Annotated in this window: 20 protein-coding genes and 2 tRNA genes; 17 read left to right on the top strand and 5 right to left on the bottom strand. The window is 68.2% G+C overall.

Annotated elements, in window-relative coordinates; genetic code table 11:
- Positions 1–790 precede the first annotated feature (790 nt).
- From dnaN to H1D24_RS05890, 8 genes are all read left to right on the top strand, one after another.
- Complete coding sequence (dnaN, locus tag H1D24_RS05925; RefSeq protein ID WP_181656288.1) at positions 791–1,921, top strand: DNA polymerase III subunit beta; 1,131 nt, start codon at positions 791–793, stop codon at positions 1,919–1,921.
- A gap of 139 nt (positions 1,922–2,060) precedes the next feature.
- Positions 2,061–2,936 carry a phosphogluconate dehydrogenase (NAD(+)-dependent, decarboxylating) gene (gene gnd / locus H1D24_RS05920; RefSeq protein ID WP_181656287.1) on the top strand — a complete coding sequence of 292 codons (876 nt, stop codon included), beginning with the start codon at positions 2,061–2,063 and terminating at the stop codon, positions 2,934–2,936.
- 69 nt (positions 2,937–3,005) lie between these two features.
- Positions 3,006–4,127, top strand: a complete 1,122-nt coding sequence (gene recF, locus H1D24_RS05915; protein ID WP_181656286.1) for a DNA replication/repair protein RecF — start codon at positions 3,006–3,008, stop codon at positions 4,125–4,127.
- On the top strand, positions 4,124–4,696 hold the full coding sequence (locus tag H1D24_RS05910) for a DciA family protein (RefSeq protein ID WP_181656285.1): 573 nt from the start codon (positions 4,124–4,126) through the stop codon (positions 4,694–4,696). Before recF ends, H1D24_RS05910 begins: the two co-directional genes overlap by 4 nt.
- Positions 4,697–4,982: 286 nt before the next feature.
- Positions 4,983–7,082: a DNA topoisomerase (ATP-hydrolyzing) subunit B gene (gene gyrB / locus H1D24_RS05905; protein ID WP_181656284.1), complete on the top strand. Its 2,100-nt coding sequence runs from the start codon at positions 4,983–4,985 to the stop codon at positions 7,080–7,082.
- Positions 7,083–7,124: 42 nt separating this feature from the next.
- Complete coding sequence (gyrA, locus tag H1D24_RS05900) at positions 7,125–9,716, top strand: DNA gyrase subunit A (RefSeq protein WP_181656283.1); 2,592 nt, start codon at positions 7,125–7,127, stop codon at positions 9,714–9,716.
- 18 nt (positions 9,717–9,734) lie between these two features.
- Positions 9,735–10,445 (top strand): DUF3566 domain-containing protein, encoded by a 711-nt coding sequence (locus H1D24_RS05895; protein ID WP_181656282.1) that lies wholly within the window; start codon positions 9,735–9,737, stop codon positions 10,443–10,445.
- 71 nt (positions 10,446–10,516) lie between these two features.
- Positions 10,517–10,593, top strand: a tRNA-Ile gene (locus H1D24_RS05890).
- 518 nt (positions 10,594–11,111) lie between these two features.
- On the opposite strand, the gene H1D24_RS05885 is transcribed toward H1D24_RS05890, so the two are convergent.
- Positions 11,112–11,441: a DUF6344 domain-containing protein gene (locus H1D24_RS05885; protein WP_181656281.1), complete on the bottom strand. Its 330-nt coding sequence runs from the start codon at positions 11,439–11,441 to the stop codon at positions 11,112–11,114.
- Positions 11,442–11,756: 315 nt separating this feature from the next.
- On the opposite strand from H1D24_RS05885, the gene H1D24_RS41685 reads away from it, so the two are divergent.
- Both H1D24_RS41685 and H1D24_RS05875 read left to right on the top strand, forming a co-directional pair.
- The gene (locus tag H1D24_RS41685; RefSeq protein WP_003999697.1) at positions 11,757–11,885 is read left to right on the top strand and encodes a DLW-39 family protein; all 129 of its coding nucleotides are present in this window, start codon (positions 11,757–11,759) and stop codon (positions 11,883–11,885) included.
- Between the two features lie 105 nt (positions 11,886–11,990).
- Entirely contained in the window at positions 11,991–13,367 is a 1,377-nt protein-coding gene (locus H1D24_RS05875; protein ID WP_309484221.1) for a hypothetical protein, read from the top strand.
- A gap of 38 nt (positions 13,368–13,405) precedes the next feature.
- On the opposite strand, the gene H1D24_RS05870 is transcribed toward H1D24_RS05875, so the two are convergent.
- Together H1D24_RS05870 and H1D24_RS05865 are read right to left on the bottom strand one after the other, a co-directional pair.
- Positions 13,406–15,016: a serine/threonine-protein kinase gene (locus H1D24_RS05870; RefSeq protein ID WP_181656279.1), complete on the bottom strand. Its 1,611-nt coding sequence runs from the start codon at positions 15,014–15,016 to the stop codon at positions 13,406–13,408.
- 49 nt (positions 15,017–15,065) lie between these two features.
- Positions 15,066–15,617, bottom strand: a complete 552-nt coding sequence (locus H1D24_RS05865; protein WP_181656278.1) for a helix-turn-helix domain-containing protein — start codon at positions 15,615–15,617, stop codon at positions 15,066–15,068.
- A 183-nt stretch (positions 15,618–15,800) separates the two neighbouring features.
- Between H1D24_RS05865 and H1D24_RS05860 the strand changes: the two genes are divergently transcribed.
- Positions 15,801–15,873 (top strand) — tRNA-Ala (locus H1D24_RS05860).
- A gap of 396 nt (positions 15,874–16,269) precedes the next feature.
- Here the strand turns inward: H1D24_RS05860 and H1D24_RS05855 are convergent.
- Complete coding sequence (locus tag H1D24_RS05855) at positions 16,270–16,977, bottom strand: DUF5324 family protein (RefSeq protein ID WP_181656414.1); 708 nt, start codon at positions 16,975–16,977, stop codon at positions 16,270–16,272.
- 342 nt (positions 16,978–17,319) lie between these two features.
- Here H1D24_RS05855 and H1D24_RS05850 point away from each other — a divergent pair, with 342 nt between their 5' ends.
- Entirely contained in the window at positions 17,320–17,853 is a 534-nt protein-coding gene (locus H1D24_RS05850; RefSeq protein WP_181656277.1) for a peptidylprolyl isomerase, read from the top strand.
- 121 nt (positions 17,854–17,974) lie between these two features.
- Positions 17,975–18,871 carry a rhomboid family intramembrane serine protease gene (locus H1D24_RS05845; protein ID WP_181656276.1) on the top strand — a complete coding sequence of 299 codons (897 nt, stop codon included), beginning with the start codon at positions 17,975–17,977 and terminating at the stop codon, positions 18,869–18,871.
- Between the two features lie 255 nt (positions 18,872–19,126).
- Here the strand turns inward: H1D24_RS05845 and crgA are convergent, their stop codons facing one another.
- Positions 19,127–19,381 (bottom strand): cell division protein CrgA, encoded by a 255-nt coding sequence (gene crgA / locus H1D24_RS05840; protein ID WP_181656275.1) that lies wholly within the window; start codon positions 19,379–19,381, stop codon positions 19,127–19,129.
- Between the two features lie 142 nt (positions 19,382–19,523).
- On the opposite strand from crgA, the gene H1D24_RS05835 reads away from it, so the two are divergent.
- The 4 genes from H1D24_RS05835 (at position 19,524) to H1D24_RS05820 (ending at position 23,412) form a co-directional block, all read left to right on the top strand.
- Positions 19,524–20,303, top strand: a complete 780-nt coding sequence (locus H1D24_RS05835) for a DUF881 domain-containing protein (RefSeq protein ID WP_181656274.1) — start codon at positions 19,524–19,526, stop codon at positions 20,301–20,303.
- Positions 20,304–20,325: 22 nt separating this feature from the next.
- Positions 20,326–21,066 (top strand): class E sortase, encoded by a 741-nt coding sequence (locus H1D24_RS05830; protein ID WP_181656413.1) that lies wholly within the window; start codon positions 20,326–20,328, stop codon positions 21,064–21,066.
- A gap of 211 nt (positions 21,067–21,277) precedes the next feature.
- Positions 21,278–21,916 carry an aminodeoxychorismate/anthranilate synthase component II gene (locus H1D24_RS05825; RefSeq protein WP_181656273.1) on the top strand — a complete coding sequence of 213 codons (639 nt, stop codon included), beginning with the start codon at positions 21,278–21,280 and terminating at the stop codon, positions 21,914–21,916.
- Positions 21,913–23,412, top strand: coding sequence for a class E sortase (locus H1D24_RS05820; RefSeq protein WP_181656272.1), 1,500 nt, complete (start codon positions 21,913–21,915; stop codon positions 23,410–23,412). Before H1D24_RS05825 ends, H1D24_RS05820 begins: the two co-directional genes overlap by 4 nt.
- The last annotated feature ends 24 nt before the right edge of the window (positions 23,413–23,436 follow it).

The following is a 23,436-nucleotide window of genomic DNA, read 5'->3' as shown; positions in this document are numbered from 1 at the left end:
GCCGCCGAGGGTTATCCGGCTGTTCGATTACAGGGCCCGGCTCGCCCCTTCTCCACAGAAACGAGGGGTTTCCCTCCTCCACACCCTGGGGACTGCCGAGTTGTCCAGATCGTGTCCACAGCGGGGGCCGATGAGAGACCATCTACCGAGGCCAGAGGCCTGTGGATCCGTGGATGAACGGTCTCCACAGACTGTGGACAGGAAAACGATCCACAGGGGGGGACCGGGCGTTGTCCACCGGCGGCCCACAGGAACGAGGGCGTTGTCCCCAGCTTCTCCACATGCCTGTCCACTGTTCGGCAACGAAACGCACGCTCTCACCGGCGCGAGTGAAAGGCGTCACACCAAGATGCCGGATTGGGCTGTGGGGAACGTGGGTAAAGCTGGGGACGGCGTTGGGGAGAAGTGGCCCTGTCCTGTGCATCGGGTGTGCAGAACTTTTCCCCGTCCACAGCTGTGCCCGGTTGTCCACCGTTCGCGCCCACAGGCCCGGTGGACAAAAAACCGGCTCTGACCTGCGCACTCACGGTTATCCACGGTTTCCACAGGCCCTACTACTACCCCTGACTAGATAGAGCAGGGAAATTGCCTCGAAGGGGGGCCTGTGCACAACTCGCGGTCCGGTGCTCCGGTGCCGCCCGGTACGACTTGACCCCGAGAGGCACCAGCTGTCAGTGCCGTGCGTCAGACTGGTCTCCCGGTGTCCTTCCCTCCCGAGGGCCTAGCGACACCGAGCCAGACGACGAAGTGAGCAGGCGAGAGCGCCGGCAACAGCAGGAGGCGGCTTACGGTGAAGATCCGGGTGGAACGCGACGTACTCGCGGAGGCAGTGGCCTGGGCGGCGCGCAGCCTTCCGGCCCGTCCGCCTGCGCCCGTCCTCGCGGGCCTTCTGCTGAAGGCCGAGGACGGCGCACTGAGCCTGTCCAGCTTCGACTACGAGGTGTCGGCGCGCGTCTCTGTGGAGGCGGAGGTCGAGGAGGAGGGCACCGTGCTCGTCTCCGGCCGGCTCCTCGCCGACATCTCCCGCGCCCTCCCCAACCGCCCGGTGGAGATTTCCACAGACGGTGTACGGGCGACCGTGGTCTGCGGCTCCTCCCGGTTCACACTCCACACACTGCCTGTGGAGGAGTACCCGGCGCTGCCGCAGATGCCGAACGCCACGGGCACGGTCCCCGGCGAGGTCTTCGCCTCCGCGGCAGCCCAGGTGGCCATCGCCGCCGGCCGTGACGACACGCTCCCTGTCCTGACCGGTGTGCGCATCGAGATCGAGGGCGACACGGTCACGCTGGCCTCCACCGACCGCTACCGCTTTGCGGTCCGCGAGTTCCTGTGGAAGCCGGAGAACCCGGACGCCTCCGCGGTCGCCCTGGTCCCGGCCAAGACGCTGCTCGACACGGCCAAGGCGCTGACCAGCGGCGACAGCGTGACGCTGGCGCTGTCCGGCTCGGGTGCCGGCGAGGGCCTGATCGGTTTCGAGGGCGCCGGGCGGCGTACGACGACGCGGCTGCTGGAAGGCGACCTGCCGAAGTACCGCACGCTCTTCCCGACGGAGTTCAACTCGGTCGCGGTCATCGAGACCGGCCCGTTGGTCGAGGCCGTCAAGCGTGTGGCTCTGGTGGCCGAGCGGAACACTCCGGTGCGGCTCAGCTTCGAGCAGGGTGTCCTCACTCTGGAGGCCGGCTCCAGCGACGATGCACAGGCTGTGGAAAGGGTGGATGCCCAGCTGGAGGGTGACGACATCTCGATCGCCTTCAACCCGACGTTCCTGCTGGACGGCCTGAGCGCCATCGACTCCCCGGTGGCCCAGCTCTCCTTCACGACGTCGACCAAGCCGGCGCTGCTCAGCGGCAAGCCCGCCGTGGACGCCGAGGCGGACGAGGCGTACAAGTACCTGATCATGCCGGTCCGGCTCTCGGGCTGATCACCACGGGCGGGCATCACCGCAGGTGGGATCGGTTGAGCGGCTGAGCCCACAGGTGTGCACGCAAGTCCGGGCGTAGGCTCGGACGCGGGTACGAAAGTGCCGGAAAGCCACCTCGCTAAGTGAAGGAACACCACTGATGGAGCTCGGTCTCGTCGGCCTCGGCAAGATGGGCGGCAACATGCGCGAGCGGATCCGCCGCGCAGGTCACACCGTCATCGGATATGACCGCAATCCGGACCTCGCGGATGTCCACAGCCTCGAAGAGCTTGTGGGCAAGCTCAAGGGTCCGCGTGTGGTGTGGGTGATGGTCCCGGCCGGTGCCGCGACCCAGTCCACCATCGACGAGCTCGCCGAGCTCCTGAGTCCCGGCGATGTCGTCGTGGACGGCGGCAACTCCCGCTGGACGGACGACGAGAGGCACGCCGTCGAGCTGGGCATCAAGGGCATCGGTTTTGTCGACTGCGGCGTCTCCGGCGGTGTCTGGGGCCTGGAGAACGGCTATGCGCTGATGTACGGCGGCGACAAGGAGAACGTCGCCAAGGTGCAGCCGATCTTCGACGCCCTGAAGCCGGAGGGCGAGTTCGGCTCGGTGCACGCCGGCAAGGTGGGCGCCGGTCACTTCGCGAAGATGGTCCACAACGGCATCGAGTACGCGATGATGCAGGCCTACGCCGAGGGCTGGGAGCTGCTGGAGGCCGTGGACTCGGTCACCGACGTCCGCGAGGTCTTCCGGTCCTGGCAGGAGGGCACGGTCATCCGCTCCTGGCTGCTGGATCTCGCGGTCAACGCCCTCGACGAGGACGAGCACCTCGAGCAGCTCAAGGGCTATGCGCAGGACTCCGGCGAGGGCCGGTGGACGGTGGAGGCCGCCATCGACAACGCGGTCCCGCTGCCCGCGATCACCGCGTCGCTGTTCGCCCGCTTCGCCTCGCGCCAGGAGGACTCCCCGCAGATGAAGATGATCGCGGCCCTGCGCAACCAGTTCGGCGGCCACGCGGTCGAGAAGGCGTAAGCGGTACCAAGCAACACAGCAGTACCAAGCAACACCCGAAACACCCCTGGGGGAGGTCGGCGAACGACCATGCACGTCACGCATCTGTCGCTGGCCGACTTCCGCTCGTACGCCCGGGTCGAGGTCCCGCTCGACCCGGGCGTCACCGCTTTCGTCGGCCCGAACGGGCAGGGAAAGACGAACCTCGTCGAAGCCGTCGGCTATCTGGCGACGCTCGGCAGCCACCGCGTCTCGTCGGACGCCCCGCTGGTACGCATGGGAGCCGAGCGCGCGATCATCCGGGCCGCCGTACGGCAGGGTGAGCGCCAGCAGCTGGTCGAGCTCGAGCTCAACCCGGGCAGGGCGAACCGCGCCCGGATCAATAGATCGTCGCAGGTTAGACCGCGTGACGTGCTGGGCATCGTACGCACCGTGCTGTTCGCGCCCGAGGACCTGGCGCTCGTCAAGGGCGATCCCGGGGAGCGTCGGCGCTTCCTCGACGAGCTGATCACCGCGCGCGCCCCGCGCATGGCCGGTGTGCGGTCCGACTACGACCGCGTCCTCAAGCAGCGCAACACCCTCCTCAAGTCGGCCGCGCTTGCCCGCCGGCACGGCGGCCGCTCCATGGACCTGTCCACACTCGACGTATGGGACCAGCACCTCGCGCGCGTGGGCGCCGAGCTGCTCGCCCAGCGGCTGGATCTGATAGCCGCGCTGCAGCCGTTGGCCGACAAGGCGTACGAGCAGTTGGCACCCGGCGGCGGACCGGTCGCGCTGGAGTACAAGCCGTCCGCGCCCGGCGAGGGCCACACGCGCGAGGAGCTGTACGAACAGCTGATGGCCGCGCTCGCTGAGGTGCGCAAGCAGGAGATCGAGCGGGGCGTGACCCTGGTGGGCCCCCACAGGGACGATCTACTGCTCAAACTTGGCCAGCTGCCCGCGAAGGGATACGCGAGTCACGGCGAATCGTGGTCGTTCGCGCTGGCCCTGCGCCTCGCCTCGTACGACCTGCTGCGGGCCGAAGGCGCCGAGCCGGTGCTCGTTCTCGACGACGTGTTCGCCGAGCTGGACACCCGGCGCCGCGAACGGCTCGCAGAGCTCGTCGCCCCGGGCGAGCAGGTGCTCGTCACGGCCGCGGTCGACGACGACGTACCGGACGTACTGACGGGCGCACGCTTCGTGGTGTCCGAGGGCACCGTGGAGCGCGTATGAGCGATATCACATCCGGTGGTGCCGGTGGGGCTTCCGAGGAGCGGCCCGCGGAGCCCGGCCCCAAGGTCCCCGAACCCAGCGGCGTCGACCTCGCCCGCGTCGCCCTGCGCGCGGCCAAGGAACAGGCACGCGCGCGTGGTGCCGCAGCACAGCAGAAGAAGCAGGCGCGAAGGGGCGGCCTGCGCTCCGGCGCGCGGGCCGACGGCCGCGACCCGATGGCGCTGGGCGCCGCCATCAACCGGCTGATCACCGAGCGCGGCTGGGAGACCCCGGCCGCCGTCGGCGGTGTCATGGGCCGCTGGCCGCAGATCGTCGGCGCGGACCTGGCCAGGCACTGCGTACCGCAGCGGTACGACGAGGACGAACGGGTACTGACGGTGCTCTGCGACTCCACGGCCTGGGCGACACAGCTTCGGCTGCTGGCTCCGCAGCTGGTGGCGCGCCTCAACGAGGACCTCGGCCACGGCACCGTGAAGCTCATCAAGGTCCACGGTCCCGGCGGCCCCGCCAGCCGCTTCGGCCCCCTGCGCGCCCCCGGAAGCACGGGCCCCGGCGACACATACGGCTGACTTCCGGCGGGCGGTAGCGGGGGGTTGACACCTCGAAGCGCTGAGTGCCGCTGTGAGCCTCTTGGAGCCCCGCTCCGCATATGGGGAGTCGGCCGAGACCGGTTCAGGGCGGCACATGCGGACTCAGGTACCGGCAAACCCCCATCACCGTCGGCGCTACCGGTAGACTGGGTGAGAATCCCGCCCCGCTTGCGGGGACCGAACGGGCAAAGCTGAGCAAGAGCTGAACAAGGCTTACCACCGCATCACGCCGCAGCCGCTCCGGCCGCCACCGGGAGCTTGGCTTGTGCTGTGCCAGAAAGGGCGCTTCGTGGCCGATTCCGGCAACCCCAACGAGAACATTCCGTCCACTGCCGCCGGCGCGTCCGGCGAGATGCCCGCCGGGGTGCCCAACGTGGCCCCCGGCGAGGCAGGCTCGTCGTACGACGCCAGCGCCATCACCGTCCTCGAGGGTCTGGACGCGGTCCGCAAGCGCCCCGGCATGTACATCGGCTCGACCGGTGAGCGCGGACTCCACCACCTCGTGTACGAGGTCGTCGACAACTCGGTCGACGAGGCCCTGGCCGGGCACGCGGACACGATCGACGTGACGATCCTCGCCGACGGCGGTGTGCGCGTCGTCGACAACGGCCGTGGCATCCCGGTGGGCATCGTCCCCTCCGAGGGCAAGCCGGCCCTCGAGGTCGTGCTGACCGTGCTGCACGCGGGCGGCAAGTTCGGCGGCGGCGGCTACGCGGTCTCCGGCGGTCTGCACGGTGTCGGCGTCTCGGTCGTGAACGCCCTGTCGAGCAAGGTGTCCGTCGAGGTCAAGACCGACGGCTACCGCTGGACGCAGGACTACAAGATGGGCGTCCCGACGGCCCCGCTCGCCCAGCACGAGGCGACGGACGAGACCGGCACGTCGGTGACCTTCTGGGCCGACGCGGACATCTTCGAGACCACCGAGTACTCCTTCGAGACGCTCTCGCGGCGCTTCCAGGAGATGGCGTTCCTCAACAAGGGTTTGACGATCAAACTCACCGACGAGCGCGAGTCGGCGAAGGCCACATCCGGGGCGGACGAGGCGGGCGCGGACGAGACCGCCGAGGTCAAGACCGTCACGTACCACTACGACGGCGGCATCGTCGACTTCGTGAAGTACCTCAACTCCCGCAAGGGAGACGCGGTGCACCCCACCGTCATCGACCTCGAGGCCGAGGACAAGGACAAGAGCCTGTCCCTCGAGGTCGCGATGCAGTGGAACAGCGGCTACACCGAGGGCGTGTACTCCTTCGCCAACATCATCCACACTCACGAGGGCGGTACGCACGAGGAGGGCTTCCGTGCAGCGCTGACCTCGCTGATCAACAAGTACGCGCGCGACAAGAAGCTGCTGCGCGAGAAGGACGACAACCTCACGGGTGACGACATCCGCGAGGGTCTGACCGCGATCATCTCGGTGAAGCTCAGCGAGCCGCAGTTCGAGGGCCAGACCAAGACCAAGCTGGGCAACACCGAGGCGAAGACCTTCGTCCAGAGGGCGGTCTACGAGCACCTCAACGACTGGCTTGACCGCAATCCCAACGAGGCCGCGGACATCATCCGCAAGGGCATCCAGGCGGCCACCGCGCGCGTGGCGGCCCGCAAGGCCCGCGATCTGACCCGTCGCAAGGGCCTGCTGGAGTCGGCGTCCCTGCCGGGCAAGCTCAGCGACTGCCAGTCGAACGACCCCACCAAGTGCGAGATCTTCATCGTCGAGGGTGACTCCGCCGGCGGCTCGGCCAAGTCCGGCCGGAACCCGGAGGTTCAGGCCATCCTGCCCATCCGAGGCAAGATCCTGAACGTCGAGAAGGCGCGGATCGACAAGATCCTGCAGAACCAGGAGATCCAGGCGCTGATCTCGGCCTTCGGTACCGGAGTCCACGAGGACTTCGACATCGAGAAGCTCCGCTATCACAAGATCATCCTGATGGCGGACGCCGACGTCGACGGCCAGCACATCAACACGCTGCTGCTGACCTTCCTGTTCCGCTTCATGCGCCCGCTGGTCGAGGCCGGTCACGTCTTCCTGTCCCGCCCCCCGCTGTACAAGATCAAGTGGGGCCGGGACGACTTCGAGTACGCGTACTCGGACCGCGAGCGCGACGCGCTGATCGAGCTCGGCCGCCAGAACGGCAAGCGCATCAGGGACGACTCGGTCCAGCGCTTCAAGGGCCTCGGCGAGATGAACGCCGAGGAGCTGCGCATCACCACGATGGACCAGGAGCACCGCGTCCTCGGCCAGGTCACCCTCGACGACGCCGCCCAGGCCGACGACCTGTTCTCGGTCCTCATGGGCGAGGACGTCGAGGCGCGCCGCCAGTTCATCCAGCGCAACGCCAAGGACGTCCGCTTCCTCGACATCTGAGTCGGTCACCGCTGACCGCACCAGGAAGGATCTTCACCAGCAATGGCCGACGAGAACATTCCGAGCATCCCCGAGGACGAGGGCCTGACGCTGCGCGTCGAGCCCGTCGGGCTCGAGACCGAGATGCAGCGCTCGTATCTCGACTACGCGATGTCCGTCATCGTGTCGCGCGCGCTGCCCGACGTACGGGACGGCCTCAAGCCCGTCCACCGCCGTGTGCTGTACGCCATGTACGACGGCGGGTACCGGCCCGAGCGCGGCTTCTACAAGTGCGCCCGCGTCGTCGGCGACGTCATGGGCAACTACCACCCGCACGGCGACTCCTCGATCTACGACGCGCTGGTCCGCCTCGCGCAGCCGTGGTCGATGCGGATGCCGCTGGTGGACTCCAACGGCAACTTCGGCTCTCCGGGCAACGACCCCGCGGCCGCCATGCGCTACACCGAGTGCAAGATGGCGCCGCTGTCGATGGAGATGGTCCGCGACATCGACGAGGAGACCGTCGATTTCACGGACAACTACGACGGCCGCTCCCAGGAGCCGACCGTCCTGCCGTCCCGGTTCCCGAACCTGCTGATCAACGGCTCCGCCGGTATCGCGGTGGGCATGGCGACCAACATCCCGCCGCACAACCTGCGTGAGGTCGCGGCCGGCGCCCAGTGGTACCTGGAGCACCCGGAAGCGAGTCACGAGGAGCTCCTGGACGCCCTCATCGAGCGGATCAAGGGCCCGGACTTCCCGACCGGCGCCCTGGTGGTCGGCCGCAAGGGCATCGAAGAGGCGTACCGCACGGGTCGCGGCTCCATCACGATGCGCGCGGTCGTCGAGGTCGAGGAGATCCAGAACCGCCAGTGCCTGGTGGTCACGGAACTGCCGTACCAGGTCAACCCTGACAACCTCGCGCAGAAGATCGCCGACCTCGTCAAGGACGGCAGGATCGGCGGCATCGCCGACGTCCGCGACGAGACGAGCTCCCGCACGGGCCAGCGCCTGGTCATCGTGCTGAAGCGCGACGCGGTCGCCAAGGTCGTCCTGAACAACCTCTACAAGCACACCGACCTGCAGACGAACTTCGGCGCCAACATGCTGGCGCTCGTCGACGGCGTGCCGCGGACGCTCTCGCTGGACGCGTTCATCCGCCACTGGGTGACGCACCAGATCGAGGTCGTCGTCCGCCGTACGAGGTTCCGGCTGCGCAAGGCCGAGGAGCGCGCCCACATCCTGCGCGGTCTGCTCAAGGCGCTCGACGCGATCGACGAGGTCATCGCCCTCATCCGGCGCAGCGACACCGTCGAGATCGCGCGCGAGGGCCTGATGGGCCTGCTGGAGATCGACGAGATCCAGGCCAACGCCATCCTCGAGATGCAGCTGCGCCGACTGGCCGCCCTGGAGCGCCGGAAGATCGTCCAGGAGCACGACGAGCTCCAGGCGAAGATCACCGAGTACAACGCGATCCTGGCTTCGCCGATCCGCCAGCGCGGCATCATCAGCGAGGAGCTCATCGCGATCGTCGAGAAGTACGGCGACGACCGCCGCTCCAAGCTGATCCCCTTCGACGGTGACATGTCCATCGAGGACCTGATCGCCGAGGAGGACATCGTCGTCACGGTCACCCGCGGCGGCTACGTCAAGCGCACCAAAACCGACGACTACCGCGCCCAGAAGCGCGGCGGCAAGGGCGTCCGCGGCGCGAAGCTCAAGGAAGACGACATCGTCGACCACTTCTTCGTGTCGACCACGCACCACTGGCTGCTGTTCTTCACCAACAAGGGCCGCGTCTACCGGGCCAAGGCGTACGAACTCCCGGACGCCGGACGCGACGCGCGCGGTCAGCACGTGGCGAACCTGCTGGCGTTCCAGCCGGACGAGACGATCGCACAGATCCTCGCCATGCGGGACTACGAGGCGGCGCCGTATCTCGTGCTCGCCACCAAGGGCGGCCTGGTCAAGAAGACCGCGCTCAAGGACTACGACTCCCCGCGCTCGGGCGGCGTGATCGCCATCAACCTCCGCGAGACCGCGGACGGTTCGGACGACGAGCTGATCGGCGCCGAACTGGTGTCGGCCGAGGACGATCTGCTGCTGATCAGCAAGAAGGCCCAGTCGATCAGGTTCACCGCAACGGACGAAGCGCTGCGCCCGATGGGCCGCGCCACTTCGGGCGTGAAGGGCATGAGTTTCCGCGAGGGCGACGAACTGCTCTCGATGAATGTTGTCCGTCCCGGTACGTTCGTGTTCACTGCCACCGACGGCGGGTACGCGAAGCGGACCGTCGTCGACGAGTACCGCGTCCAGGGCCGTGGCGGCCTCGGTATCAAGGCCGCCAAGATCGTGGAGGACCGCGGTTCGCTCGTCGGAGCGCTGGTGGTCGAGGAGACAGACGAGATCCTCGCCATCACGCTGGGCGGCGGCGTGATTCGTACGCGAGTCAATGAGATCAGGGAGACGGGCCGTGACACCATGGGCGTCCAACTGATCAACCTGGGCAAGCGCGATGCCGTGGTCGGCATCGCACGTAACGCCGAGGCCGGTCGTGAGGCCGAGGAGGTCGAGGGCGCAGACGCCGTCGACGAGTCGGCCGGCAACGCAGCGGCCGTCGGTACGGACGAGGGCACGGAGTCCACGGCCGAGTAGCACGAGGAGTGAGCCAGCGTGAGCGGAGCCACGAGCGCCGGAGCGAACGACGCCGGAGCGGACGGCGCCCGTGGCCCCGCCACCGACTCGGCAGACTCCCATGACTCTCATGGATCCCAGGGGGGAACTGTGACGGATACCCGAGGACCGGGGACTCAGCAGTACGACGGATATGCACCCGGCCCGGACGGGGCGGCAGGCCAGGCCGGGGGTTCCGTCGGCCCGCTGCCAGGAGAGCAGGGGCCGCAAGCCCACCAGCAGCCTCCCCAGCCGTACCAGCCGCCGCAGGCGTATCAGGCACCCGCGCCTGCGACCGAGGCCGTCCGTCGGCCCCGGACCGGGGCGCGGACGATGCCGCGTACGCGCAAGGCACGGCTGCGGGTGGCCAAGGCCGACCCGTGGTCGGTGATGAAGGTGAGCTTCATGCTCTCCATCGCGCTGGGCGTCTGCACAATCGTTGCCGCAGCGGTGCTGTGGATGGTCATGGACGCCATGGGGGTCTTCTCCACGGTGGGCGGCACGATCGCCGAGGCGACGGGCTCCAACGAGTCCAACGGCTTCGACCTGCAGGCGTTCCTCTCGCTTCCGAACGTCCTGATGTTCACGTCGATCATCGCGGTGATCGACGTGGTCCTCGCCACGGCGCTGGCGACGCTCGGCGCCTTCATCTACAACCTCTCCGCGGGCTTCGTGGGCGGTGTCGAGCTGACCCTCGCCGAGGACGAGTAAGGCCGTCCGATTACCGATTTTGGGACTGGCCGCGTCGTGCGCTAATCTTCAGAGGTCAGCGCGCAGCGCGCGGGGCTATAGCTCAGACGGTTAGAGCGCTTCCCTGATAAGGAAGAGGCCACAGGTTCAAGTCCTGTTAGCCCCACCACCGATAAGACCCTCAGTCGATCACGACTGGGGGTCTTTGACGTTCGTGGTCCTGTTGTCGTCTGCCGTGTGACTCTGCTTCGGGCTTCTGCCTCGGACCGCGGGACAGCTTGTGCTGCGTCGCGTGCTGCGATGCGGCGCGGGTGCTACGAGCGTCGCGTTCTACGAGGCTTGGGCGAAGGCGGGGAAGGCGGGAAAGGCGGGGGACTGGCGGAGATCGAGCACGCCGGGGCTCTGCTGGTGGAGCGCTTAGGGTCTTTGGGCGGGTACGAGCTGCGCTGCGTACCGCGTGGAGCTGGATGAGTCATTGCTGCCGTGACGCCTTGAGTACCGGGGTGATGCCCCTAGTGCTGCGTGGTGCCTGGGTACTATGGCGCCTGGGTGCTAGTACTGCATGGCGCCTGGGTACTGCATGGCGCCTTGGACTGCATGGTGCCGCGTGATGCCGTGAGTACTGAGTGATGCCCTGCGTACTGCCGCGATGTCTTGTCCTGCGATTCGTCTGTGCCTGTGAGGGCTTCAGAGGGCCGGGACTTCTGCCACATTCGCTGTGCCTCTCGCGGAGGCGGCGTCGAGGGCCGGCAGACGGCGGCAGGTGGGCGAGGAACCGTGGGCCTCGGCGTGGATGCGCTGCTTCATCGTGGGCGGCAGGGCCCCGACGTGCGGCGGCCTCCAGTGGACCGCGCGGGGCGCCGGTGCCGTCGCGTCCGTCTTGCCGTTGCAGGATTCCGTCGGCTGCTGTACGGGGGCGGCCGCGGTGGCCGCCGTGGTGAAACCGAGTGCGGCGAGCACCGCGAGGAAGGCGGAAATGACGAGGGTCCACAACTTGACGACCTTGTTGGCGGCCATGATCTCTCCCATTCGGGTCGGGCGATTTGCGTACTTTCCTCATGATGTGTATGACGGGCGGAGAGTGGTGGACCGACGCCCATGGCGCATCGATCTTCGGATGAACACCACCCGGATGGATGCATATGGATGGAAATGTCCCCAAGGGCGGTGAAAGTACCAGCATGTAAAGGGTGATCGGCGGGGCTCCGCCCGGTTCGACTGCTGGATTCCGGGCGGCAGTTGAGGGCCGACGCAGGTCACCGATCGATATCGGTCGGTGTGTATAGTCGGGCGCCAGAGGTCCCCTACGTCAAGGAAAGACGAGGTCGCGCGGTGAAGAAGCTTCTCCTGGTCGCACTGGCCGCCATCGGCGGACTCCTCGTGTACCGCCAGATCCAGGCGGATCGCGCCGAGCAGGATCTGTGGACGGAGGCGACTGACTCCGTGCCCACGGGTTCGTGAGTATCCCTGGCAGTCTCGTCACGAGCCCCGGTCACATGATGGCCGGGGCTTTGTGCTGCCAGGTTCGGCCAACCCGCTTCACTTGAGTGAATCTTTTGCTTGCTGGTGCACATAACGATGGGCGATGAGGGGTGGTGCGTGATGGGGCGGCGCTACAGCAGGTCGTTGGTCGCTGCGGGAGCTCCGCTGGGCGTTCTGGGCTCGCTCTGCGTAGCGGCCGTACTTCCTGTGGTGCCCGCCTCGGCGGCTACCGCTCCTCCGCATCCGTATGCATTCGACGACGATGCGACGAAGGTCGCGGGCACCGCGAGCAATACGGATGCCCAGAGGCTGCAGCCAGGCACGACGTACAGGAGCTCCTTCCCGCGCGACGAAGTCAAGTTGTACTACCGCCTCCAACTCGACGCGACGTCCAACGGCTACGTCTCCGTCACCGCCGTACCCAAGCCGACCGCGCAGGTCGTGAACACGGACGGCATAAAGGTCTCCCTACAGGACAGCGATGGCCGCACCTGTTCGTTCGGTGAAGAGCGGTTCGGCGCCGCCGAGAGTGCGCGGCCCATCGCCGCCTGGGCCTCACGCAGTATCGAACCCGGCGAGGTCACCTGCCAGGAGGCCGGCACGTACTACGTGCTCGTCGAACGCACGGGCATCTCCCGGTCGACCCCGGAGGACTGGGACCTCGAGATTCAGTACGCATCCGAGCCCGCTCTGAAGCAGAGCGGTGCGACGGTGCCTCCCGAGGTCTGGGACTCCGCCTCACCCCAGCCGCCCGACGGCGAGCCGAAGCCCCGGAAGGGCGGAGCCGGTTTCAGTGAGGCGCGCGGAGTGGCGCAGGGCATCTGGAAGGACGAGATCGAGGCCGGGGAGACGCTCTTCTACCGCGTGCCGGTGGACTGGGGGCAGCAGCTTTTCGCCACCGCCGAGCTGGGCAGCGCCAGCGGGGGCGACGGTTATGTGGGCAACGCCCTCGTCATGACCCTGTACAACCCGGTGCGCGGCTACGTGGCCGATACGAGCACCGGGTACGACGGCGAGCAGAAGTCGACCGCCCTGGACCCGCTGCCTCCGGTCGCGTACGAGAACCGCTATGACCGTGACGACCAGGTGAACGGGGTGCGGTTCGCCGGCTGGTACTACCTGGCCGTCCACCTCGACCTCGAGGTCGCCGAGAAGATCGGCCACGAGCCTCTCGGGCTGATCCTGAGCGTGGCGGTACGGGGAGCGGCGCAGGCCGGACCCGAGTACGCGGGGTCCCCTCAGCCCGCCGACGCGTTCAGCGTCACGGAAGGGGACAAGGACGCGGCGGAGAGCGGGGAGACGGAGGACGAGGCCGCGCGCGGCGACACCATGAAGCTGGTGGCTGCCGGCGGTATCGGCACGGGGACCGTGCTCGTGCTGTTCCTCGGGTTGTGGACGGTCGTTGCGCGGCGGCGGGCGGCAGGGGTTTCCCGGGCGCAGCGGGAGTACGGGACGCCGTGAAGGGCCGGGCCGGTGGCCAGGCCGGGGGCGGTTCATGATCAGATCTGGGACAACGCCCAGATGCCCACGGCGAAACAGATAAACGCGACCGCCAAGACCGGGATCGCCACCTTCGCGGGCGGGCCCGGACGCCGGGTGGGGAGCTGGGGCGGTGCGTACGGCAGCTGATCGGCTCCCGGGGTGGTCCCCGGGAGGTAGGGGTTGGCAGGGGCGTGACCGTGAGCGGATCCGTGCGCGGATCCATGAGCGGGGACTCCCGGGACCGGAGCCGTGTACGAACGAGTGGGCGCGGTGTCCCGCTGGACCGAGGCTGTCGGAGTCCCCGAGAGGTCCATGGGAGCCGTAGGCGGCGCTGAAAGGCCTGGCAGGGGGCTCGACGGCGGACTCGATGGTGAGCTCGGGGCTGGACTCGCCTGCAGTGGTGGAGTGAGCGGGAAGCTGCCCGTCTCCGACATCGAGGGGTGATGCCGGCCCGCGACTTCCGCGTCGGGGGACGCATGTACGGCCGGTCCGGCGGGAGTGACCGGCTCGGAGCCGGGGTCGGCCTCGGGGGTCACGAGCGCCTTGGAGGCGTCCGCGTCGAGGAACGCAGCAGCGGGAGTTTCGGCGTTCGCGAAAGCCTCGGAGGGAGGCACCGCCGGTCCGGGGTCGATGGTCGACCCGGTGGGCACGGCCGGTGCGGGGCTCACGGTCAGCCCGGTGGTCACAGCCGGTCCGGAGCTGACGGTCGGCCCGGTGGCCACCGTCGGCTCGGATCGAGGTGCCTTCGTGACGGGCCCGTCGGGGCCGAACCCCGGTGGGAGCGGCCCGAGTTGGTCGAAGACCTCGATCAGCTCGTCGTCCGGCCCGGGCTCGGGCAGCATCTCGGCGGCGGAGGCCAGCGCCTTGCGTGCCCCCGTGGCCGTACGGAACCGCGCCTGCGGATCCGGCTGCAGCAGATTCGCCACGACTTGCCAGAGGGGCTCGGGGATGCCCTGCGGTGCGTGCGGGATGCCCTGCGCCCTGAAGCGCTCGACGAGCGCCTTGGCGTCCGGCTTGGCTCCCTGCAGCAGATACAGGGCCACCAGGCCCACCGCGTAGAGGTCGGAGGGGAAGTCGGGTTCCGCGCCCAGCATCTGCTCGGGCGCGAAATACCCGGGCGTCCCCACCACGAAGTCCGTCTCGGTGAGCCGCGGCTCACCCTTGCGCATCGAGATGCCGAAGTCCGACAGCCGTAGGTGCGGCCGCTTGGTGCCGGTCGCCTCGAGCAGGATGTTGGCGGGCTTGATGTCGCGGTGCACGACCCTCTCGGCGTGCACCGCGGCGAGCCCCGACAGCAACTGGTCGAGCAGAGTGCAGACATAGCCCGGCGGCAGCGGGCCGTAGTCGCCGATCAGGTGCGCCAGCGAGCCGCCGCCGACCAGGTCCATGGTGAACAGGACCTTGTCGTCGTCGGCGGCCCAGCTGACGGGAGCGAGCACGTGGGGGTGGTCGATCCGCAGCGCCTGCTCGCGCACGAAGCGCAGCAGCGTGTGTGCATCGCTCTGCTGCAGGACCTTGGCGGCCACATACCGGCGCCGCCGGTGATCCCAGGCACGCCAGACCGCTCCGACTCCCCCGCGTCCGATCGGATCGGCCAGTTCGTACCGCCCGGCGAAGATCTCACCCATCGTCGTGCCCAGCTCCCGGTTCGGCGGTTCCGGCGGCCCGGCCGCCGGCTCAGCTCTGATGCGCCTGGTAGTGGGCGACAGCGTCCGCCGTGCGTCCGGCGCCGTACACCCGCAGGAACTCTGCCAGCTCCGGATGGGCCGGGGCGAGCATGTCCGCTGCCTCGATGATGTCGCCGGCGGCGGCCACCGAGCGCAGCAGGGACTGGATCTCGCGGACGACACGCTTGACCGTGGGCGCGCCTGAACTGGACGTCGTCTGCGAGGTGTTGGTGCTGAGCACGGAGCCCCCCTGGGACCTCTTGATCTCGTCCATGCGCTCGGTCGCCTCGGCGGCGCTCACGCTGCCGTCCGCGACCTGGCCGGCCAGCTCCTGCAGCAGCTGGACGCGCTGGACCACCGCCGGATTGCCGATCTTGGCACGCTGGCCGCTCATCAGCTGGGACAGCATCGGCGCAGAAAGGCCGAGCACCCCCGCGAGCCGCGCCTGGTTGAGGCCCAAGTCGTCGATCAGCCTACGGAAGAGCGCCCCCAACGGCTCTCCGTACCAGTTCCGCTGCAGCTCCCGTGCTCTTGCGGTCGCTTCCTGCTGTGCGGCATCCATTGCGTCTCCCCATCGCTTCCCCAAGTACCGCGCGGTTCGCTGCTGCGAACCACGTCGAGCATCTTACGAAGCGGGATCGTGGACGGGGAGCCCCAATCCTTTTGCGAGATCCCGGGGGTTACCCGGTACTCTGGTCCCCGGTGCCTGCCGGGAGGTGTTTCTTCCGGTGGATGCATCGCCTTCGGGGCCTTAGCTCAGTTGGTAGAGCGCTGTCTTTGCATGGCAGATGTCAGGGGTTCGACTCCCCTAGGCTCCACAACGACAACAGGCGACGCCTCCCGCGACCAGCGCGGGCGGCGTCGCCTTCGTCGTTCTGCATCCTGTGACTCTCGCGACTTTTGTTGCGGCTTTTGTGCCGAATCTACGGCCGTCCTTTGCGCAAACCGCAGGCAAAGCGCCGGCCGAGTGTCATGTGAGGGATGGCGCAGGCGACGCCGGGTGAGGGGTGGCGCTGGGCCACAGAGCGACGCCGGGTGAGGGATGGCGCTGGGCCAGAGAACGACGCCGTCGGTGGAGGGCGCTGGGTCGAAGAGGGATGCCGTAGGCGGATGGCGCTGAGCCGAAGGGGTCGGATCGAGCGCATCGAGGTTTCACGTGAAACGCTGTCGGGCGGGAGACCGGCTCGTCTCCCGCCCGACAGCGTTCGTGGCGCTCAGTCGCGCTCGTTGCGCTCGGCTGCCTCCGCTTCGGCCTGCTTCGCCTGCACGTCGGGGTCGAGCTGGCTGCTGCCGTCCACCGAGCTCAGCGCACCGCTGTCTGACACTTCGGTGGCAGCCGGCGGCTCGACCAGCCAGTCGGGGTTGGCCTGCTTGTCCCACCACTTCCAGGCGGCGAAGGCGCCGCCGGCGAGCGTGGCGAGCAGGGCGAGACCCTTGGCGAACCGCCCGGCCTTCGCCCGACGCTCGTGCTTGCGGACCAGCTTCTCGATGTCCTTGGCGGAAATCTGACCGCGCAGCGCGGCCAGCGCAGCCACACTGCGAGCGGCTGCCTCCTCACGGACGGGCTGGGCCGCGGCGACGGCCTGCTCGATACGCGGCCTCGAATAGACGGCGGCCTGGCGGGCTGCCCGGCGAGTGCGGACGGCGGCCTCATGAGCCGCGTAGTCGACCTTGGGTGGCACATGGGTGCGTGCCTGTTCCAGACGCGGCGCAACATGTGCTCCGTACTGGGCACGGGCCTGTTCCGCCGCTTGCTGTGCGGCGTGCGACACCTTCGGCGCGAGTCGTACACGTGCCTCGTGTGCGTAGTGCGCGGCCCGGTCCTTGGCCGTGTCGGCGTAGGGCGCCACCACTTCCGCGGCGTGCAGCACGCTCTCCTTCGCCGAGCCGGTCGCGGCGCGCACGCTGTCGATGCGGGTCACGGGATCCTCCTCCTCGGTGGCGTACAGGTATTTCACCTTTCCACCCTTATCGGGATCATGCCTGTCGGAAGGCTCCGCGGCATGCGAGGGCGGGCATCCGGGTCATCAGCGATGACTCAGGGAATTCAAGAGCAATACGGTGCAAGGGGAGCTTGCCGACGACAATGCCACGGATCCCGGCATGACGCGCCCCTTCGGCTTCTACTAGGTCGTGTTTCCCCGGCAAAGAGGTGTAGTCCGCCAGGTTGCGAGGTGCGACGACGCACGGACCTACCGTGCGAAGACGGAAGAGACCATCCGTGCGAGGATCGGAGGGTCACAGAGGACAACGGAAGGCAGATCGTGGCTGAGCAGCTTTACGCCACCCTGAAGACCAACCACGGCGACATCGAGGTGCGGCTGCTGCCGAACCATGCGCCGAAGACGGTCAAGAACTTCGTCGAGCTCGCCCAGGGCGAGCGGGAGTGGGTCCACCCGGCGACCGGCAAGAAGTCCACCGACAGGCTCTACGACGGTACGGTCTTCCACCGGGTGATCAGCGGTTTCATGATCCAGGGCGGTGACCCCCTGGGGAACGGCACGGGCGGCCCCGGCTACCAGTTCGAGGACGAGTTCCACCCGGACCTGGCCTTCGACAAGCCGTACCTGCTGGCCATGGCCAACGCCGGCCCGGGCACCAACGGCTCGCAGTTCTTCATCACCGTGGCGCCGACCGCCTGGCTGACCCGCAAGCACACCATCTTCGGCGAGGTCACCGACACGGCCAGTCAGAAGGTCGTGGACGCCATCGCCGCCACCCAGACGAACCCGCGCACCGACCGCCCGGTCAACGACGTCGTCATCGAGTCGGTCGTCGTGGAGACCCGCCAGGGCTGAGCCTGAGCCCACGGGATCCCGCGGGGTGCGCCCCAAAGGGACCCGCAGGGAACCAAACGCCCCGCCCGTCCGTAAGGATGGGCGGGGCGGTGCGTTGTGTACGGAGAACGAGGGGAACCCCATGGACCAGGCGCCAGGCAATCCCAAGGACCCGCAGGGTGCCCAGAGCCTGCCCGGCTGCTACCGGCACCCGGACCGGGAGACGGGCATCCGGTGCACCCGCTGTGAGCGCCCCATCTGCCCGGAGTGCATGGTCAGCGCCTCGGTCGGATTCCAGTGCCCCAACTGCGTACGCGAGGGCTCGGGCACGGGCCATGCCCCGGATGCGAACCAGCCGCGCACCATCGCCGGTGGCACGGTCGCGGCGGACCCGCGCATGGTCACCAAGCTCCTGATCGGACTCAATCTCGCTGTCTTCTTGGTGCAGCTCTCGGTCGGTGACCGGTTCACGGACAGCTTCGATCTGATCGGGCGTGCCTATGTCCCCGTGCTCGGATCACTCGAGGGCGTTGCGGACGGGCAGTGGTACCGGCTGCTGACGGCGATGTTTCTGCACGGCAGCCTTATCCACATCGCCTTCAATATGCTCAGCCTCTGGTGGATCGGCCCGCCGCTGGAGGCCGCGCTGGGCCGCGCGCGCTATATCGCTCTGTATGTGGTCTCGGGACTGGCGGGCAGCGCTCTGACCTATCTCCTCGCCGCCCCGAACCAGCCGTCGCTCGGCGCGTCCGGTGCCATCTTCGGGCTGTTCGGCGCGACCGCCGTTCTCATGCGGCGGCTGAACTACGACATGCGGCCGGTCATCGCGCTGCTGGTGATCAACCTGGTCCTCACGTTCACATGGGCCAACATCGCGTGGCAGGCCCACGTGGGAGGACTCGTCGGCGGTGTCGTGGTCGGTTACGCCATGGTGCACGCGCCTCGCGAGCGCCGGACGCTGGTCCAGTACGCGACCTGTGCGGTGGTGCTGGCCGTGTCGCTTGTGATCGTGCTGATGAGGACTGCGCAGCTCACTTGAGCCGCAGTTGTCCACAGCGTGTGGCTGATCCTGTGCATGCCGTGGGGAACGAGTGTGCCCCTTGTCGCTGACCTGGGTTTTCGCAGGAAGGACAAGGGGCGAACTGACGTCCGAAGAGTGGTAGGTCAGTCACACCGGCAGCAAAACCGGTGGGTTATCCACAGATCTTCTGACCTTTTCCCCCGCTGTGGACAGTGCTGTGGATAACTCAGTGGATAGCTGGGGGCAGAGCCTCGGGCCGAGGCTGGGGCCGAGCTATTTCCACTGGGTGGAGACGCCGAACCCCGCCGCGATGAAGCCGAAGCCCACAACGATGTTCCAGTTGCCGAGGGAGTCGATCGGCAGCGAGCCGTCGGTCACATAGAAGACGACGATCCAGGCGAGACCGAGCAGGAACAGCGCCAGCATCACCGGAGCCACCCAGGCGCGGCTGGTCAGCTTGATGTTCGTCGCCTGCTTCGACGGCGGCGGCGTGTAGTCGGCCTTCTTGCGGATACGTGACTTCGGCACGAGGGTCTCTCCTGTCGATGCGCTGCGTGGCCGCGCAAGTGAACTGGGCTGGCCCTGGGGCAGCGTACAAGGGGAAACTGAGCGCTCCCCCGGGCGTCCGTTAGCGTAGTCCTTCCGCGGCGCCGTAAGGAGTAAGGGTACGTTGAGCAATTCTGCCGACTCCCCGGGGACTCAATCCAGTCCCGGTCGTACATCACGGTGGCGACCTGTGCGGTTGCTCACGATTGCCGTCTTTGCTCTGGCCGGACTGATCTTCTTCACCAGCTTCAACACCGCCAAGGGCACGAACATCCGCACCGACGCGTCCTTGCTGAGGCTCTCCGACCTCATTCAGGAGCGCAGCCACAGGAACGGTGAGCTCGACGAGTCGAACAGCTCGCTGCGTGAGGATGTCGAGTCGCTGGCGGAACGGGACGACGGCAGCACGAAGGCCGAGGATGCCAAGCTGGCGGCGCTGGAGGAGAACGCCGGCACCAACAAGCTCCGCGGCCAGGCCCTCTCCGTCACCCTCAACGATGCCCCGCCGGACGCCACCGCGAAGCTCCCCGGCTACCCGGAGCCCCAGCCGAACGACCTGGTCATCCACCAGCAGGACCTGCAGGCCGTCGTCAACGCCCTCTGGCAGGGCGGAGCCAAGGGGATCAAGGTCATGGACCAGCGGCTGATCTCCACCAGCGCTGTGCGCTGTGTCGGCAACACCCTGATCCTCCAGGGCCGCGTCTACTCCCCGCCCTACAAGGTGACCGCGGTCGGCGACCCGGAGAAGCTGCAGAACGCTCTCACGGCGTCTCCCGAGATCCAGAACTACATGCTGTACGTCAATGCGTACGGTCTCGGGTGGAAAGTCGAGGAGGAAGGGTCAGTGACTCTTCCCGGCTATTCGGGCACAGTGGATCTCCATTACGCGAAGCCTGTGGAGTAGCGCCCGGAGGTCGACGGTGTCGGTGCGAGTGATCGTCAGGACGTTCAGCGAACTGTGTATCACCGTCGGCGCCCTGATCGTGCTCTTTGTCTGTTACACGCTGTTATGGACCGGTGTGCAGGCCGACGGTGCCATGGACGACGAGATCGGCCAGTTGCAGGACCGGTGGGCCCAGGGCTCCCTCTCAGCCCCGACAGAGAGCGGGACCGCTGAGGCCAAGGGCACTGGCGCCGCCCCGGACAGGAACGGTGGCCGGGACCAAGAGTCCGCGGCCGCCAAGCCGAAGCCCTACAAGGACGGTAAGCCCTTCGCCGTCATGTACATCCCGCGTCTTGGTTTCACGTGGAACAAGCCCGTGCTCGAAGGCACCAAGACCGAGACGCTGAAAAGGGGCCTCGGCCACTACGCCGGCACCGCCCAGCTCGGCCAGAAGGGCAACTTCGCCGTCGCCGGCCACCGCCGCACCTACGGCGATCCCTTCAAGGACTTCCCCAAGCTGCGCCCCGGCGATGCGGTGGTCCTGACCGACGGCACGACATGGTTCACGTACCGCATCGACACCAAGCCGTACAAGACACTGCCCAGCGACATCGCCGTGATCGATCCCGTGCCGCGTAAGTCGGGATACGACGGGCCGGGGCGCTACCTCACGTTGACGACCTGCGAGCCGGAGTGGGGCCACAGCCACCGGTTGATCATCTGGGCCCATCTCGATGCCACGCAGCCTGTGGAGGCCGGGAAACCGAAGGCGTTGCGCCGTTAGGCTGGTGCCCGTACGGCGTGAGTCTGGTGCCGTGGTGCGACGGAAGGGACGGCATGTACGGCTGGATCTGGCGGCATCTGCCAGGAAACGCATGGGTGAGGGCACTGATTTCGCTGGTGCTGATCCTCGCTGTGGTCTACGTCCTCTTCCAGTACGTCTTCCCCTGGGCCGAGCCTCTGCTCCCCTTCAACGATGTGACGGTGAACGGCCAGTGAGCGCACGCATCCTCGTCGTCGACAACTACGACAGCTTCGTCTTCAACCTGGTCCAGTACCTGTACCAGTTGGGCGCCGAGTGCGAGGTCCGCCGCAACGACGAGGTCTCCACGTCCCATGCGCAGGACGGCTTCGACGGCGTGCTGCTCTCGCCCGGCCCTGGGGCGCCCGAGCAGGCGGGTGTGTGCATCGACATGGTGCGCCACTGCGCCGCGACCGGCGTGCCGGTCTTCGGCGTCTGCCTCGGTCTGCAGTCGATGGCCGTGGCGTACGGCGGTGTGGTGGACCGCGCGCCCGAGCTGCTGCACGGCAAGACGTCGCTCGTCGAGCACGAGGGCAAGGGCGTGTTCGCCGGACTTCCCTCGCCGTTCACCGCGACCCGCTACCACTCGCTGGCCGCCGAGCCGGCCACGATTCCGGACGAGCTGGAGGTCACGGCCCGTACGCAGGACGGGATCATCATGGGCCTGCGCCACCGTGAACACCGGGTGGAGGGCGTGCAGTTCCATCCCGAGTCCGTGCTGACGGAGCATGGCCACCGCATGCTCGCCAACTGGCTGGTCGAGTGCGGCGACCCGGGTGCGATCGAGCGATCGGCCGGGCTCGCCCCGGTGGTGGGCAGGGCCAGGGCGTGACGGCGCTGCGCCCCGAGCGCGACGGTGCCCCGTACGACGAGTACGACGAGTACGCGTACGGGGGCGCCCAGGCGTACGACGGCGCCGACGCGTTCGAGGCGGCCGTGGATCAGCTGGCCGACCCGCTGAGCGATCCGTTGCCGGGGCAGCAGGCGCTTCGTGGTGAATCCCATTCGTCCCCGTGGTTCCGCGTAGCGCAGAGCCCGGAACCGCCGTCCGCGGGCCGGCAGGAGCGGCATGCCTCGGGAGACGACCCACTGGGGTACGCGAGCGACTGGCACGGGTCGCAGGAGGTGCCCTCTCAGCCCTCGTACGAGGAGCAGGCGGCCTCGTACGGGCAGGAGGGGTACGCCCGGCCCTATACGGGGCCGCAGGACCCCTCGGCCGCGGCTCCGGCCCCGTCTCCGCGCGCCACTCCCGCTGCTGCCGCCGGACCGGTTTTACCGCTGAACGACGGCGCGTCTGTGGGCGCCGATGGCGAGACCGTGGGCCTGCGCATCCCGCACCCGCGTCCGGTCCTCGACGACGAGACGGTGGGACTGCGCACGGAGGACACGCGCCTAGCTGCGACCGGTGGGGCCGACGGCGCGCTCTCGGCGGGGAGCGCACAGGGGGCAACGGCCGGAGCCACTGCCGCCCCGCCTCCCGCAGAGGGCCGGGCGGCCCGCCGCCGCGCCGCCAAACGCGGAGGCGGCCGGCATTCGGCGGCCTCCCGGACCACCTCCCAGGAAGCAGCCTCCCAGGGGGCATCGGGCGACGCAGCCGAGGCCGCGTCCAAGCCCCTCACCCGGCTCGAGGCGCGCCGGGCGGAGCGGGCCCGGAAGCCGAGCCCGGCGGTGCTGGCCAGCCGTGCCCTTGGAGAGGTGTTCATCACCACCGGCGTACTGATGCTGCTCTTCGTCACGTACCAGCTGTGGTGGACGAACATCCGCGCCCATCAGCAGACCGATGACGCGGCCCACACCCTGAAGGACGACTGGGCGAACGGAAAGCGGAACCCGGGGGTGTTCGAGCCGGGCCAGGGCTTCGCGATCATGCACATCCCCAAGCTGGACGTCGTCGTGCCGATCGCCGAGGGCATCGACAAGCAGACGGTCCTCGACCGCGGCATGGCCGGCCACTACGGCAAGGACAGCATCCCGACGGCGATGCCGAGCGCCAAGACGGGCAACTTCGGAGTGGCCGGGCACCGCAACACACACGGCGAGCCGTTCCGGTACATCAACCGCCTCCAGCCCGGCGACCCGATCGTGGTGGAGACCCAGGACGCGTACTACGTCTACAAGATGGCGAGCATCCTCCCGGTGACCTCTCCGAAGAACACGAGCGTCCTCGACCCGATCCCCCCGGGGTCCGGCTTCACCAAGCCGGGCCGCTACATCACCCTCACCACGTGCACCCCAGAATTCACCAGTACCTACCGGATGATCGTCTGGGGCAAGATGGTCGAGGAACGGCCGCGCAGCAAGGGGAAGCCCGATGCGCTCGTCGAGTAGCCGAGGGGGCCGTGGCCGACGTAC

The sequence above is a fragment of the Streptomyces himalayensis subsp. himalayensis genome (assembly GCF_013778455.1).
In the GTDB taxonomy this organism is placed as follows: domain Bacteria; phylum Actinomycetota; class Actinomycetes; order Streptomycetales; family Streptomycetaceae; genus Streptomyces; species Streptomyces himalayensis.
Note: the sequence above shows the minus strand (reverse complement) of the source record. Positions and strands in the feature narration are given on the sequence as shown.

Excerpts from the sequence above, each read along its gene's own strand:
- H1D24_RS05910 (WP_181656285.1), top strand. The coding sequence starts at position 4,124 with ATGAGCGATATCACATCCGGTGGTGCCGGTGGGGCTTCCGAGGAGCGG.
- H1D24_RS05885 (WP_181656281.1), bottom strand. The coding sequence starts at position 11,441 with ATGGCCGCCAACAAGGTCGTCAAGTTGTGGACCCTCGTCATTTCCGCC.
- gyrA (WP_181656283.1), top strand. The coding sequence starts at position 7,125 with ATGGCCGACGAGAACATTCCGAGCATCCCCGAGGACGAGGGCCTGACG.
- H1D24_RS05865 (WP_181656278.1), bottom strand. The coding sequence starts at position 15,617 with ATGGATGCCGCACAGCAGGAAGCGACCGCAAGAGCACGGGAGCTGCAG.
- gnd (WP_181656287.1), top strand. The coding sequence starts at position 2,061 with ATGGAGCTCGGTCTCGTCGGCCTCGGCAAGATGGGCGGCAACATGCGC.
- H1D24_RS05870 (WP_181656279.1), bottom strand. The coding sequence starts at position 15,016 with ATGGGTGAGATCTTCGCCGGGCGGTACGAACTGGCCGATCCGATCGGA.
- H1D24_RS05845 (WP_181656276.1), top strand. The coding sequence starts at position 17,975 with ATGGACCAGGCGCCAGGCAATCCCAAGGACCCGCAGGGTGCCCAGAGC.
- recF (WP_181656286.1), top strand. The coding sequence starts at position 3,006 with ATGCACGTCACGCATCTGTCGCTGGCCGACTTCCGCTCGTACGCCCGG.